Consider the following 13,015-nt stretch of genomic DNA (forward strand, 5'->3'; position numbering starts at 1 on the left):
AAGTCACAGAGTAGCGGAGTCACTCGACGGAGTGTCAGGCGCCTGTTGACGCAGGGTCAGGGTCGGTGACCGGCGTCAGGCGGCCAGTGACCGGTGACCAGCGCCGGGCCGAGCTGGTCCAGCTGCGCCTCGATCACCGCGATCATGCCCTCCGGGCCCTCCTCGCGCTGCCGGTCGCCGGTGGTGGACCAGGCCAGGTGCGCGGTGCGGATCGCGGCGCCGAAGACCGCGGCGAGCAGCCGGGGGCGCAGGTCGGCAGCGGCGTCCACGCCCTCCCGGGCGGCCAGGATCACGGCCACCCGCTGCTCCTGCTCGGCGGAGCGGCGCAGCTGGGCGGCGAGCAGGCTCGGGGTCGACTCGATCAGCTGGAGCAGCTCCAATGCCGCCGAGACGCCCCGGGAGCCCTGCTGGTAGTCCTCGGTGCTGAGGTCCCGCCAGGCCGCGCAGACCGCCATCCGCAGGGCGAGCAGCGGGGGCTCGTCGGGCGGGCGGTCGGCGAGGCGTTCGATGAAGTAGTCCTCCGCATCGGCCAGGACGGCGAGCGCGGCCTCCTCCTTGTTGGCGAAGTAGCGGAAGAAGGTCCGCTGCGATACGTCCACCGCCGCGGCGATCTCGTCCACCGTGGTGCGCGCATAGCCCTGGCTGAGGAACAGCCGGTGCGCGGCGTCCACCAGGGCGTCCCGGGTGCGCTGCTTCTTGCGCTCACGCAGACCGGGTGCGGGAGCGGTCACAGCTGTCGAGGTCGAGCCCATGCCCTCACGATATCGCCTCCGCCGCACCCTGTGACTGCTTGCTGTCAGCCACTGCCATAATCTCCCCAGGTGGCGCCCGCAGGCCGACGCGCTCGTGGGGACGGGCAGGACCCGGGCGCCACTACCCACACTCATCCGGAGAAACGGCCGAGGGCCGGCTCCCCGCCGAAGCGGGGAGCCGGCCCTCAGGCGTGCCGGCGGCGGGGGATCAGGCGTCGCCGCCGGCCGCGCCCGGGTGGGCGGCGGTGACGTCGAGCAGCTGGTAGCGGTCGATCGCCTCCTTCAGCGCGGAGCGCTCGATCTTGCCCTGCTTGGCGAGCTCGGTGAGCACGCCCAGGACCACCGACTGCGCGTCGATGTGGAAGAACCGGCGGGCCGCACCGCGGGTGTCGGCGAAGCCGAAGCCGTCGGCGCCCAGCGACTGCCACTGGCCCGGCACCCAGCGGGCGATCTGGTCCGGCACCGCGCGCATCCAGTCGGAGACCGCGACGAACGGGCCCTCGGCGCCCTGCAGCTTCTGGGTGACGTACGGCACCCGCTGCGGCTCCTCCGGGTGGAGCAGGTTGAACTCCTCGGTGGCGACCGCGTCGCGGCGCAGCTCGTTCCAGGAGGTGGCCGACCAGACGTCCGCCTTGACGTTCCACTCCTCGGCGAGGATCCGCTGCGCCTCCAGGGCCCACGGCACCGCGACACCCGAGGCGAGGATCTGCGCCGGGATCTGGCCGGCGGTGCCGGCCTGGTACTTGTGGAGGCCCTTGAGGATGCCCTCGACGTCGACGTCCTCCGGCTCGGCCGGCATCTGGATCGGCTCGTTGTAGACCGTCATGTAGTAGAAGACGTCCTCGCCGTGCGGGTGCTCGGCGGTGGAGCCGTACATCCGGCGCAGACCGTCCTGGACGATGTGGGCGATCTCGAACCCGTAGGCCGGGTCGTAGGCCACCACGCCCGGGTTGGTGGACGCCAGCAGGTGCGAGTGGCCGTCGGCGTGCTGCAGGCCCTCACCGGTCAGCGTGGTGCGGCCGGCGGTGGCGCCGATGACGAAGCCGCGGGCCAGCTGGTCGGCCATCTGCCAGAACTGGTCGCCGGTGCGCTGGAACCCGAACATCGAGTAGAAGACGTAGACCGGGATCAGCGGCTCGCCGTGCGTCGCGTAGGACGAACCGGCGGCGATCAGCGAGGCGGTGCTGCCGGCCTCGGAGATGCCGTCGTGCAGCATCTGGCCGGTCGGCGACTCCTTGTAGGCCAGCAGCAGCTCGCGGTCGACCGACTCGTAGGTCTGGCCGAGCGGGTTGTAGATCTTGGCCGACGGGAAGAGCGAGTCCATGCCGAAGGTGCGGTACTCGTCCGGCGCGATCGGCACGAAGCGGTTGCCGATGCCCTTGTCCCGCATCAGGTCCTTGAGCAGCCGGACGAAGGCCATCGTGGTGGCGATGGTCTGCTGGCCGGAGCCCTTCTTGACCGCCTTGTACGCGTCGTCGCCGGGCAGCACCAGCTGGCGCGGGCGCACCTTGCGGGTCGGCATGTAGCCGCCGAGCTCCTGCCGGCGGTCGTGCATGTACTGGATCTCTTCCGAGTTGCGGCCGGGGTGGTAGTAGGGCGGGTAGCCCTCCTCCAGCTGCTTGTCGGTGATCGGCAGGTGCAGCCGGTCGCGGAACCGCTTCAGGTCCTCGACGGTCAGCTTCTTCATCTGGTGGGTCGCGTTGCGGCCCTCGAAGTTCGGACCCAGGGTCCAGCCCTTGACGGTCTGGGCCAGGATGACGGTCGGCTGGCCCTTGTGCTCGGTGGCCGCCTTGAACGCCGCGTAGATCTTGCGGTGGTCGTGGCCGCCGCGACCCAGGTGCTGGATCTGCTGGTCGGTCATGTCGTCGACCATGCCGCGCAGCCGCAGGTCGCCGCCGAAGAAGTGGTCGCGGATGTACGCGCCCGACTCGGTGGCGTAGGTCTGGAACTGGCCGTCCGGGGTGGTGTTCAGCTTGTTGACCAGGATGCCGTCGCGGTCCTGGGCCAGCAGCGGGTCCCAGCTGCGGTCCCAGATCAGCTTGATGACGTTCCAGCCCGCGCCGCGGAACTGCGACTCCAGCTCCTGGATGATCTTGCCGTTGCCGCGGACCGGGCCGTCGAGGCGCTGCAGGTTGCAGTTGACGACGAAGGTCAGGTTGTCCAGGCCCTCGCGCGCGGCCAGGGAGAGCTGACCGAGCGACTCCGGCTCGTCCATCTCGCCGTCGCCGAGGAAGGCCCAGACGCGCGAGTCGGAGGTGTCCTTGATGCCGCGGTGCTCCAGGTAGCGGTTCATCCGGGCCTGGAAGATCGCGCCCAGCGGGCCGAGGCCCATGGAGACGGTCGGGAACTCCCAGAAGTCCGGCATCAGCCGCGGGTGCGGGTAGCTGGACAGACCGTACGGGGCCTTCGACTTCTCCTGGCGGAAGGCGTCGAGCTGCTGCTCGGAGAGTCGGTCCAGCAGGAAGGCGCGGGCGTAGATGCCGGGGGAGGCGTGGCCCTGGAAGAAGATCTGGTCGCCGGACTCGCCCTCGGCGTCCTTGCCGTGGAAGAAGTAGTTGAAGCCGACGTCGTACAGCGACGCGGAGGAGGCGAAGGTGGCGATGTGGCCGCCGACGCCGATGCCGGGGCGCTGGGCGCGCGAGACCATGACGGCCGCGTTCCAGCGGGTCGCGTTGAGGACCTTGCGCTCGATCTCCTCGTTGCCGGGGAAGAACGGCTCGTCCTTGGTGGCGATCGTGTTGACGTAGTCCGTGCTGCGCATCTCGGGCACGGCCACGCGCTTCTCGCGGGCACGCTCGATCAGGCGGAGCATCAGGTAGCGGGCGCGCTCACGTCCCCGCTCGTCGATGGCCGCGTCAAGCGACTCCAGCCATTCCGCGGTCTCTTCGGGATCGAAGTCCGGGACCTGACTCGGAAGGCCGCCAATGATGATCGGGTTGCGATCTGATCCGGAAGCCACGCTGTTCCTTCACTGTCGGACGAATTCTCTGGTGTTGTCGCGCCGCCTCCATCGTGCTACCGCGTTCGGAGATCCGTCATCTCTACCGATCGGTAACCATTGTCCCTGCTGGTTATCTGCCATGGGGAACCCGGTCAGGTGGCGTGCGGCCGGCGGTCCACCGTGGGTCCGCCGGAGTGAGGGCCAACAGAAGACTTTACGCCCGTGATCGGCATGCACTCGAATGCCGTTCGTATGGCGGGCGCGGTGACCGGATCTCGGCCATCCGCCGCCAGGCATCCGCAGCATGGGCGAACGGTCCGCAAAAGGGCAAATCGGTGTGATTCCCGGCACAGGTTACGGCGTGTCTTGGGACGACACGTCAACCTTTGGGTGGGATCGGGGGTCGGGTACTTGCGCGAACCGCCGCGCACGTGTGGACTACGGCCACAGCCCTGGCATCGACGCCGGGTCGAAATACTGGAGGTTATTCCCGTGAGCGCGACCGCGGACCCCGCGGACAAGTCCAACCCGGCCCTCAAGCTGGGCTTCGAGCCCGGTCAGGTCATCCAGGAGCTCGGGTTCGACGATGACACCGACCAGGTTCTCCGCGAGGGCATCGAGGAGATCACTGGGGAGGAGCTCGCCGACGAGGACTACGACGACGTCGCCGACGGCGTCCTGCTGTGGCACCGCGATGATGACGGGGATCTGACCGATGCCCTCGTCGACGCCCAGGAGTACCTGGTCGAGGGCGGTCTGATCTGGCTGCTGACGCCCAAGAAGGGGCGCGACGGCCACATCGAGGCCCACGAGATCGCCGAGGCCGCGCAGACCGCGGGTCTCTCCCAGACCAGCTCGATCAGCGTCGCCGCCGACTGGGCGGGCACCCGCCTGGCCACGCCGAAGGCCGCGAAGTCCAAGCGCTGAGCCGTCCCGGCAGCTGGTGATCCGGCCCCCGTTGGAGTCCCCTCCAGTGGGGGCCGTGTGCGTTCCCGGACTGTTCGCCCCGGGCGCTGCCTTCAATGGCTGTTCGCCTCCGGCGCTGCCCTCAACAGCTGTTCGCCTCCGGCGAAACTGTTCAACCGGTGTCTTCAGGACTCACCCGTTAGGCCGAAACCGGTCCGCCGGATGCGAGGATGAGCCCCGCGACCGGCCGTAGCGCCGCCGCCACCCTGCGGGATCCACCGTGACCCGCGGGGCCCTACCGAGACCCGTGACGAAAGGTCCTCACCATGGCCATCGAGGTCGGCACCCAGGCTCCGGACTTCGAGCTCAAGAACCAGCACGGCGAGCTGGTCAAGCTCTCCGACTTCCGGGGCGAGAAGAACGTCGTCCTGGTCTTCTACCCGTTCGCCTTCACCGGTGTCTGCACCGGCGAGGTCTGCGAGATCCAGAACGAGCTGCCGCGGCTGCAGAACGACGACGTGCAGGTGCTGGCGGTCTCCAACGACTCGCCGTTCAGCCTGCGGGTCTTCGCCGAGCAGCAGGGCCTGGACTACCCGCTGCTGTCGGACTTCTGGCCGCACGGCACCGTCTCCCGGGCCTACGGCGTGTTCGACGAGGAGAAGGGCTGCGCGGTGCGCGGCACCTTCGTGATCGACAAGGCCGGCGTGGTGCGCTGGACGGTCGTCAACGGCCTGCCGGACGCCCGCGACACCAAGGAGTACCTGACGGCGGTCGACGCGCTCTGAGCGCGGCGCCAGGGCCCGGCGCGGCGGGACATCCCGGCGCACCGGGCCGCCGCGCCCCGGCGGCGGTCCGCCCGGGCCGCCCGCCGACCCTCGTGGCGCCAACTCCCGTGGCGGGAACCGGCACTACGATCGGCCCGTTGGGCGATTCAGAGAGCCCGCACGGCACAACGAGACGCGACCCGAACGACGACAGCTTCATGGAGGACCTGTGGGTGTGAGCCTGAGCAAGGGCGGCAACGTCTCGCTGACCAAGGAGGCGCCGGGCCTGACGGCCATCCTGGTCGGCCTGGGGTGGGACGCCCGGACCACCACCGGTGCCGACTTCGACCTGGACGCCAGCGCGCTGCTCTGCAACGAGCAGGGCAGGGTGGGCAAGGACAGCGACTTCGTCTTCTTCAACAACCTCAAGAGCCCGGACGGCTCGGTCGAGCACACCGGCGACAACCTGACCGGTGACGGCGAGGGCGACGACGAGGTCATCAAGGTCGACCTGTCGACCGTGCCGCCCGCCGTGTCGAAGATCGTCTTCCCGGTGTCGATCTACGACGCCGATGTCCGCAGCCAGAACTTCGGCCAGGTCCGCAACGCCTACATCCGGGTGGTCAACCAGGTCGGCGGCCAGGAGATCGCCCGTTACGACCTCTCCGAGGACGCCTCCACCGAGACCGCGATGGTCTTCGGTGAGCTCTACCGCAACGGCGCCGAGTGGAAGTTCCGCGCGATCGGCCAGGGCTACGCCTCCGGCCTGCGCGGGATCGCCCAGGACTTCGGGGTGAACGTCTGATCCCCGTCCGGATTCACCCGATGGCCCGCCCGAGTGGCGGGCCGTCGGCGTTTCTGACCGCCCGTGCCCTGAGGAGGGATCAGGAGCAGCCCGGGCGGCAACCCGAAACAGTGGCCGGGAGCGGGCGCGACCCGCTTGATAGGTTCCAAGTTCAGCATGTTCAGTGGGCGGTCCAGGACTGATCGGCTGTGAGTGGGCGTAGACATGGAAGTCGGCCCGCACACGTCCGATCGTGGCGCGGACCGCCAGGGAGTGGGAGGAAAATCCACCATGAGTGTCACGCTCGTCAAGGGCGGCAACGTCTCGCTGAGCAAGGCGTCGCCGAACCTGACGCAGGTGCAGATCGGCCTCGGCTGGGACGCCAGGTCGACCACCGGCGCGCCCTTCGACCTGGACGCCAGCGCGCTGCTCTGCTCCGGCGGCCGGGTGCTCGGCGACGAGTACTTCGTCTTCTACAACAACCTCAAGAGCCCCGAGGGTTCCGTCGAGCACATGGGCGACAACCTGGTCGGCGGGGTCGAGGGCGAGGACGGGGACGACGAGGTCGTGGTGGTCAACCTCGACCTGGTGCCCGCGCAGGTGGACAAGGTGGTCTTCCCGGTCTCGATCTACGACGCCGACGCCCGGACGCAGAACTTCGGCCAGGTCCGCAACGCCTACATCCGGGTGGTCAACCTGCAGACCGCCCAGGAGATCGCGCGCTACGACCTCACCGAGGACGCGTCCAGCGAGACCGCGATGATCTTCGGGGAGCTCTACCGCTACCAGGGCGAGTGGAAGTTCCGTGCCGTCGGTCAGGGCTACGCGTCGGGATTGCGAGGGATCGCCTTGGATTTCGGGGTCAACGTACAGTAAAGATCGCGTCAAAGAGATGATGTGATCTGTCACCGAAAGGTAGTCATAGCGTGTTCCTCCGAACCTTCGGATGGCCGTTCGCGGCCACGATCGCCGCACTGATCGCGGCAGGGCTGGTCTGGGGACCCACCGGGTTCGGCGTGGTGCTGATCCTGGCGATCCTGGAGATCTCGCTCTCCTTCGACAACGCGGTGGTCAACGCCACGGTCCTGAAGCGGATGAACCCGTTCTGGCAGAAGATCTTCCTGACGGTCGGCGTGCTGATCGCGGTCTTCGGCATGCGCCTGCTGTTCCCGCTGCTGGTGGTGGGGCTGACCGCGAAGATCGGGCCAGGAACGGTGCTGGACCTCGCCCTGCACAGCGACCACACCTACCACGGGCTGACCTACGCTCAGCACCTGGAGGCGGCCAACCCGGCGATCGCCGCGTTCGGTGGGATCTTCCTGCTGATGATCTTCCTGGACTTCGTGCTGGAGGAGAAGGACTACCACTGGCTGCGGTTCATCGAACGCCCGCTGGAGAAGATCGGTCGGCTGGCCTCGGTCTCCACGGTGCTGGCGCTGGTCACCTTGGTGCTCGCCGCCCGCTTCTTCGCCGGCGACCGGGCCGAGACGGTGCTGCTCGCCGGGGTGCTGGGCCTGGCCACCTACCTGGCGGTGAACGGCCTGTCCGGGCTCTTCGAGTCGTCGATGGAGGCCGAGGAAGAGACCGAGGAGGAAGACCGGCGGGCCGGGCGTTCGCTCGTGCAGGTGGCCGGCAAGGCGGCCTTCTTCCTGTTCCTCTACCTCGAGGTGCTGGACGCGTCGTTCTCGTTCGACGGCGTGGTCGGCGCCTTCGCCGTCTCCGACAACATCTTCCAGATCGCGCTGGGTCTGGGCATCGGCGCGCTGTACATCCGCTCGCTGACGGTCTTCCTGGTCCGCAAGGGCACCCTGGACGACTACGTCTACCTGGAGCACGGCGCGCACTACGCGATCGGGGCGCTGGCCGGGATCCTGCTGGTCTCCATCGCGCACAAGATCCCGGAGATCGTCACCGGCCTGATCGGCGTCGCGTTCATCGGCGCCGCGCTCATCTCCTCGGTGCTGCGCAACCGGCGGCAGCCGGAGGACCCCGAGCTCGTGGCGACGGACGAGCCCTCGGTGGCAGCCAGGCGCTGATCGGGCGGCCGGCAAGCGAGGAGCCCCGCACCTGGTGATCAGGTGCGGGGCTCCGGTGCGTTCGGGGCCGGTCGGCCAAGCCCGGCTCGGATCCGGGCCTGGTCGGCCCGGCCCGGCCCGGAAGGGTCAGCCGAGCTTCTTCTCCATGGCGCGCAGCTTGCGCTCCAGCGAGTCGAACGGCGAGTCCAGCTTGGGCAGCGACAGCGTGTCGTCGTCCGGGGTCAGGTCGATGGCCTCCCGGCTCTCCCAGCTGTCCCGGCCCTCCCAGCTGTCCCGGCTGCTCCGGCCCTCGCCGCGCAGGCCGGTGGAGAGCGCCGCCGGCTCCAGCGCCGACGGGCCGACCTTGGCCATCGGGTCAGAGGCCTCCGCTAGCGCAGGCTCCGTAGCGGGCTGGGCGTCGCCGCTGCCGCGGGTCAGCGCGGGCACTTGGCGGCCACCGCGGCCCCGGGGCAGGCCGGCACCGGTCCGGGCGATCGCCTTCAGCTCGGCCCGCTCCCGGCGGTCGGCGCTGCGGGCCGCCGCACGGGCCTCCAGCTTGGCGGTCCGCTCCTCGCGGACCTCCTCCACCGCCTCGTCCAGGCTGCGCACGTTCTCCAGCAGCATCAGCGACCAGGCCGCGTAGGTCTCGCGCGGCGCCCGCAGCCAGCGGACGATCCGGATCTGCGGCAGCGGGCGCGGAATCAGGCCCTGCTCGCGCAGCGCGGCCCGGCGGGTCTGCTTGAGCGCCCGGTCGAAGAGCACCGCCGCCGAGATCGACATGCCGGCGAAGAACTGCGGGGCACCGTTGTGGTCGCCGCCGCGCGGGGCGTGCACCCAGTTGAACCAGGCCGAGGCGATGGCGAAGAGCCACACCAGCATGCGGGAGCCGAGCGCCGCGTCACCGTGGCTGGCCTCCCGCACCGCGAGCACCGAGCAGAACATGGCCGCACCGTCCAGGCCGAACGGCACCAGGTACTGCCAGCCGTTGCTCAGGCCCAGGTTCTGCGTGCCGAAACCGACCAGGCCGTGGAACGAGAGCGCGGCGGCCACGCCGGCACAGACGAACAGCAGCACGTAGGAGGAGATCCCGTAGACCATCTCCTTGCGGCGGCGGCGCTCCTCGCTGCGCTCCCACGAGTCCGTGTTCTCCTCGGACTTGGCGGCCTTGAAGCGCAGGGTGGCCACCAGGATTGCAGTGAAGATCAGGGCCGCGCCGCCGACGACGGCCCAGACGACCTGTATGGAGGAGAGTGACATGCGGGTGTGAGCCTCTGCTTTCCGCGGTCGGGCGGGGAGGTTGGAGAGGTGCCCGCGGGTGACGGGGGACACCTGTGCGCCAAGACGATATCGCGTCCGAGAAGGCCGCATGGTACGGGAGTGCGAGTTGGACCGCCAGCACCGTGACGGGTGGTATGCAAACCGAGTGACGGGGTGTCGGATCCGACGATGGCTCAGTCCCGCTACTGGGTAGGGAACCCGGTGCACAATGGTGCGTCAGACGATCGTCGCGGCAGGTGACGACGGGTCCGAGGGCTGGGGGTCGGCTGTGGGTGCGGTCTGGGAGTTCCTGCGCGGTGAACGGCATCTGTCCGACGTGCAGCTGAGCCAGGGCGGCAAGATCACCCTGACCAAGTCCAGCCCCGCGCACGCGATAACGGGCGAGGGCGCGATGACCGGCAACCTCTACGTGAACCTGCACTGGACGGCGCGCGAGGTCGACGGCGGGCAGGGCCAGTTGCGCCGCAAGCTGCTCCAGCCGCGCCAACTGCTGCGCAGCGAGACCGAGGTCGGCCAGCCGATCGGGCCGCAGAACGTCGACCTGGACCTCGCCTGCATGTATGAACTCGCCAACGGCGCCCGGGGCGTGGTGCAGCCGCTCGGCCAGTTCTTCGGCGACCTCAACCAGCCGCCGTACATCAAGCTGAGCGGCGACGACCAGTACGGTGCGCCGTCCGGCGAGACGATGTTCATCAACCTGGAGAAGAAGGACGAGTTCAAGCGGCTGCTGATCTTCGTCTACATCTACGACGGAACGCCGGCCTTCGCCCACACCCATGCCGTGATCCAGATCATCCCGCCGACCGGGCCGCGCCTGGAGGTCAACCTCGACCGCCGGGAGGCGGCCGCCCGGTCCTGTGCGGTGCTGCTGATCGAGAACCAGGGCGGCGTGCTGATGGCCCGCCGGGAGCTGCGGTACGTGCACGGGTTCCAGTCGGACCTGGACCGCCTGTACGGCTTCGGCATGCAGTGGCAGCGCGGCTACAAGGACAACTGAGCCGGCGGCCGTGCCCCGCGGGCCCGGTCGCCGTGCGCCGGGCCGGTCAGCGCGGCTGGAACTGCGGGCCCTGCGGCGGGAGCGCGAAGTTGGGGTCCACCACCGGCGCGGGCTGCGGCGGCACTCCGGGTACCCCGGGTACCCCCGGCGCCTGCTGCGGCGCGGGCGGGTAGCCGTAACCGGGGTGCGGGGGCTGGGTCTGCGGCGGCTGCATGGTCTGAGGGTAGCCGTAGCCGGGCTGCTGCTGCGGATAGCCGTAGCCGGACTGGGTCGGCTGCTGCGTCGGCTGGCTCGGCGGGTAGCCGTACTCGGCGGCCACCGGGGCGGGAGCGGGCGCCGCGGCGGGTGGCGCCGGCACGGTGGGCGGGGCCGCCGGGGGCGGCGGCAGGGCCGGGCCGGCGGTGGGCTGAGCGGCCTGCGGTTGAGCGGCGGGCGGTTGGGCGGCAGGCGCGGGGGCGGTGATGCCGCCGTGCGGCGCGGTGGCCGGCGGGGCGCTGGGCGGTGGCGGCACGGCCGGTGGGCCGGGCTCGGAGGCCGGCTCCGCGGCCGCACCCGGCACGGGAGCCTCCTCGTCCACCGTGATGCCGAAGTCGGTGGCCAGGCCGCTCAGGCCGGACGCGTAGCCCTGGCCGACCGCGCGGAACTTCCAGCCGCCGTCCCGCCGGTAGAGCTCGCCGCAGACCAGCGCGGTGACCGCCTCGATGCCGCGCACCTGGAACTCGGCCAGCGGGTCGCCGCCCGCCGCGCCGACGGCGTCGTAGAGCAGCATCCGCAGCCCGCTGACGTCGTGGAAGGTGCCCGGCTCCACCGAGCCCGCGACCACCACCCGGTCGACCCAGGCCGGGAGCTTGGCCAGGTCGACCTCGATGGTGTCGGCGATCTCCGCGGCGCCCGCCACCCGCTGCTTGGGCAGGTGGCGGACCACCCCGGAAGGGTGGCGCGGCTGGTTGTAGAAGACGAAGTCGGTGTCCGCCTGGACCTTGCCGCCCGCGCCGAGCAGCAGAGCCGAAGCGTCCACGTCCGGTGCGTCCGGCACCGCGCTCCAGCGCAGCACGGCCCGGACCGCGGCTGCGGCCAGCGAGATATTGGCACCCTTCGCCATCACGTGCGTCATACCGGCCATCCTGCCTGCCCACCCGACCGCCGGACAACGCGGGTGCACGGGCGTGTCCGGGCCGCGGGGCCCGGCGGTGCGTGCCCGGAGCGCCGCCGAGTGGCCGAAAAACTTGCCTGATATCGCAACTGATTAAACGTTTATCGCGCGTCGAAAAGTTCAGCGAATTCCGGGTCCGTGCGCGCCGGAACCGCCTCTGACGGGTCGTACGATAGGCCGCTACCGACAGGGTGGGCTGCGGCAACGGGCGTGCTCGCGCAGCATCGCGGGGGATATTCGGCGCAATGCCGGGGGCGGTTCCCGAGCCTTGCCCTGCCGCTGCTTTCCGATGCCCCGCCGGCCATGGGCCGGCCCCGTCACGGGAGATTGTTTTGCGCCATTTCGGCCAGCTGGGCGCGGAGGTCCGCCGACGGCTCTTCCACATCGAGCCGCAGTCGTTCGATCGACGAAGCGATGCCCCCGTGCTGGCCGCCGCCCTGGGTGCCACCCTCTACTGCCCCGCCACCCGGCCCACGCTCGCCGCCGACGTCCGCCGCCAGGCGGCCCGCGGCGCCGTCTCCATGGTGCTCTGCCTGGAGGACGCGATAGCCGACTCCCAGGTCCGCGCCGCCGAGGCCAACCTGCTGACCCAACTGGCCCGGCTTGCCGCCGGCCCCGAGGACGGCCTGCCACTGCTCTTCGTCCGGGTCCGCACCGCCGAGCAGATCGGCGACCTGACCCGGCGGCTCGGGGCCGCCGCCCGGCTGCTCAGCGGCTATGTGCTGCCCAAGTTCACCGAGGCCACCGGCCCCGGCTATCTGGAGCGGCTGGCCGAGGCCGAAGCCGCCCTGGGGCAGCGGCTGTTCGGGATGCCCGTGCTGGAATCGCCCGAACTGGCCCACCTGGAGCGACGCGGATCCGAACTGCTGGGCGTGGCCGAGGTGCTGGCCAAGCACCGCGAGCGGGTGCTGGCTGTCCGGCTGGGCGTCGCCGACCTGTGCGCGGCCTACGGGCTGCGCCGCTCACCCGAACTGACCGCCTACGACCTGCCGTTGGTCGCCGGCGCGATCGGCGACGTGGTCAACGTCCTCGGCCGGACCGACGGAACCGGCTTCACCCTGACCGGGCCGGTCTGGGAGTACTTCGGGCTGCCCGGCGGCGGCCCCGAGCTGGACGGCCTGCGGCGCGAACTCGAACTCGACCTGGCCAACGGGCTGCTGGGCAAGACCTGCGTGCACCCCAGCCAGCTGCCGGTGGTGCACGCCCGCATGGTGGTCAGCCACGAGGAGTACCGCGACGCCTCGGACATCCTGCGCCGGGAGGCGGGCGGGGTCTCGGCCTCCGACTACCGCAACAAGATGAACGAGGCCGGGCCGCACCGGCGGTGGGCCGAGCGGGTGCTGAGGCGGGCGGCGGCCTTCGGGGTGGCCCGGGCCGGGGTCGGGTTCGCGGAGCTGCTGTCGGCGGTGCGGGGTGGGTGAGGTG

Annotated in this window: 11 protein-coding genes; 7 read left to right on the forward strand and 4 right to left on the reverse strand. The window is 70.4% G+C overall.

Annotation, left to right across the window (positions count from 1 at the left end; all coding sequences use genetic code 11):
- Positions 1-56 precede the first annotated feature (56 nt).
- Together P3T35_RS04450 and aceE are read right to left on the reverse strand one after the other, a co-directional pair.
- On the reverse strand, positions 57-752 hold the full coding sequence (locus tag P3T35_RS04450; protein WP_101380140.1) for a TetR family transcriptional regulator: 696 nt from the start codon (positions 750-752) through the stop codon (positions 57-59).
- A gap of 208 nt (positions 753-960) precedes the next feature.
- Positions 961-3,711: a pyruvate dehydrogenase (acetyl-transferring), homodimeric type gene (gene aceE / locus P3T35_RS04455; protein ID WP_101380139.1), complete on the reverse strand. Its 2,751-nt coding sequence runs from the start codon at positions 3,709-3,711 to the stop codon at positions 961-963.
- A 474-nt stretch (positions 3,712-4,185) separates the two neighbouring features.
- On the opposite strand from aceE, the gene P3T35_RS04460 reads away from it, so the two are divergent.
- The 5 genes from P3T35_RS04460 to P3T35_RS04480 all read left to right on the forward strand — a co-directional run bounded on the left by P3T35_RS04460 (position 4,186) and on the right by P3T35_RS04480 (position 8,183).
- The gene (locus P3T35_RS04460; RefSeq protein ID WP_101380138.1) at positions 4,186-4,620 is read left to right on the forward strand and encodes a DUF3052 domain-containing protein; all 435 of its coding nucleotides are present in this window, start codon (positions 4,186-4,188) and stop codon (positions 4,618-4,620) included.
- Positions 4,621-4,925: 305 nt separating this feature from the next.
- Positions 4,926-5,384 (forward strand): peroxiredoxin, encoded by a 459-nt coding sequence (locus P3T35_RS04465; RefSeq protein WP_101380137.1) that lies wholly within the window; start codon positions 4,926-4,928, stop codon positions 5,382-5,384.
- Positions 5,385-5,592: 208 nt separating this feature from the next.
- Positions 5,593-6,168: a TerD family protein gene (locus tag P3T35_RS04470; protein WP_101380136.1), complete on the forward strand. Its 576-nt coding sequence runs from the start codon at positions 5,593-5,595 to the stop codon at positions 6,166-6,168.
- Positions 6,169-6,438: 270 nt separating this feature from the next.
- Positions 6,439-7,023, forward strand: coding sequence for a TerD family protein (locus P3T35_RS04475; RefSeq protein ID WP_101380135.1), 585 nt, complete (start codon positions 6,439-6,441; stop codon positions 7,021-7,023).
- Positions 7,024-7,073: 50 nt separating this feature from the next.
- Positions 7,074-8,183, forward strand: coding sequence for a DUF475 domain-containing protein (locus P3T35_RS04480; RefSeq protein ID WP_101380134.1), 1,110 nt, complete (start codon positions 7,074-7,076; stop codon positions 8,181-8,183).
- 126 nt (positions 8,184-8,309) lie between these two features.
- Here the strand turns inward: P3T35_RS04480 and P3T35_RS04485 are convergent, their stop codons facing one another.
- Positions 8,310-9,419 (reverse strand): DUF2637 domain-containing protein, encoded by a 1,110-nt coding sequence (locus P3T35_RS04485; protein ID WP_101380133.1) that lies wholly within the window; start codon positions 9,417-9,419, stop codon positions 8,310-8,312.
- Between the two features lie 229 nt (positions 9,420-9,648).
- Here P3T35_RS04485 and P3T35_RS04490 point away from each other — a divergent pair, with 229 nt between their 5' ends.
- Positions 9,649-10,437: a Tellurium resistance gene (locus P3T35_RS04490; RefSeq protein WP_280704276.1), complete on the forward strand. Its 789-nt coding sequence runs from the start codon at positions 9,649-9,651 to the stop codon at positions 10,435-10,437.
- A gap of 46 nt (positions 10,438-10,483) precedes the next feature.
- Here the strand turns inward: P3T35_RS04490 and P3T35_RS04495 are convergent, their stop codons facing one another.
- A complete protein-coding gene (locus P3T35_RS04495) occupies positions 10,484-11,551 on the reverse strand; it encodes a TerD family protein (RefSeq protein WP_101380132.1) in 1,068 nt (355 codons plus the stop codon).
- 371 nt (positions 11,552-11,922) lie between these two features.
- On the opposite strand from P3T35_RS04495, the gene P3T35_RS04500 reads away from it, so the two are divergent.
- A complete protein-coding gene (locus tag P3T35_RS04500) occupies positions 11,923-13,011 on the forward strand; it encodes an HpcH/HpaI aldolase/citrate lyase family protein (RefSeq protein ID WP_101380131.1) in 1,089 nt (362 codons plus the stop codon).
- The last annotated feature ends 4 nt before the right edge of the window (positions 13,012-13,015 follow it).

It is taken from the genome of Kitasatospora sp. GP30, from assembly GCF_029892145.1.
Taxonomy (GTDB): domain Bacteria; phylum Actinomycetota; class Actinomycetes; order Streptomycetales; family Streptomycetaceae; genus Kitasatospora; species Kitasatospora acidiphila.

Coding starts and splice junctions, on each gene's coding strand:
- P3T35_RS04450 (WP_101380140.1), bottom strand. CDS start 752: ATGGGCTCGACCTCGACAGCTGTGACCGCTCCCGCACCCGGTCTGCGT.
- P3T35_RS04465 (WP_101380137.1), top strand. CDS start 4,926: ATGGCCATCGAGGTCGGCACCCAGGCTCCGGACTTCGAGCTCAAGAAC.
- P3T35_RS04475 (WP_101380135.1), top strand. CDS start 6,439: ATGAGTGTCACGCTCGTCAAGGGCGGCAACGTCTCGCTGAGCAAGGCG.
- P3T35_RS04485 (WP_101380133.1), bottom strand. CDS start 9,419: ATGTCACTCTCCTCCATACAGGTCGTCTGGGCCGTCGTCGGCGGCGCG.
- P3T35_RS04490 (WP_280704276.1), top strand. CDS start 9,649: ATGGTGCGTCAGACGATCGTCGCGGCAGGTGACGACGGGTCCGAGGGC.
- P3T35_RS04495 (WP_101380132.1), bottom strand. CDS start 11,551: ATGACGCACGTGATGGCGAAGGGTGCCAATATCTCGCTGGCCGCAGCC.